The 468-nt window shown below is 72.9% G+C and carries 1 protein-coding gene; it reads left to right on the forward strand.

From position 1 onward, the window contains the following. The coding region (locus tag IF89_RS39645; protein ID WP_043194967.1) for a hypothetical protein at positions 1-468 on the forward strand (468 nt) is incomplete at both ends.

Consider the following 468-nt stretch of genomic DNA (forward strand, 5'->3'; position numbering starts at 1 on the left):
GTCACGTACGGAGTACGACCGCCAGGGCCGGCCGTCTGTGCACACGGTGCTGCCGGACTCCGGCAAGCCGCAGACCACCCGCATCGCCTACCCCTCCCCCACTACCACGGTGACCGCCACCCCCGACGGGCGTCGGGTGACCGAGACCCTCGACGCGCTGGGCCGCCCGCTGCGGACCGCGGACAACTACCGCGACGGCGCCTACGCCAAAGAGCCCGACGCCGACGGCGCCCGGCTGCTGTCGGAGGCCGACTACTCCCAGTGGGCCCATTACAAGGTCACCATGACCGACCAGGCCGGCCGCAAGACCGTTGCCTCCAGCGACCCGTGGGGGCACACCAGCAGTGTGACCGGCCCCGACGGCACCACCGTCAAAACCGCCACGGACATCGTGGCGGAAGCCGTCGCGCAGGGCGTGCTGGGCGCAGGCCAGGAGGATGCCGGCCTGGGCGAGGCCCGGGCCGTGTC

Origin of the sequence: Streptomyces sp. NRRL F-2664 (genome assembly GCF_000719345.1) — a bacterium.
In the GTDB taxonomy this organism is placed as follows: Bacteria; Actinomycetota; Actinomycetes; order Streptomycetales; family Streptomycetaceae; genus Streptomyces.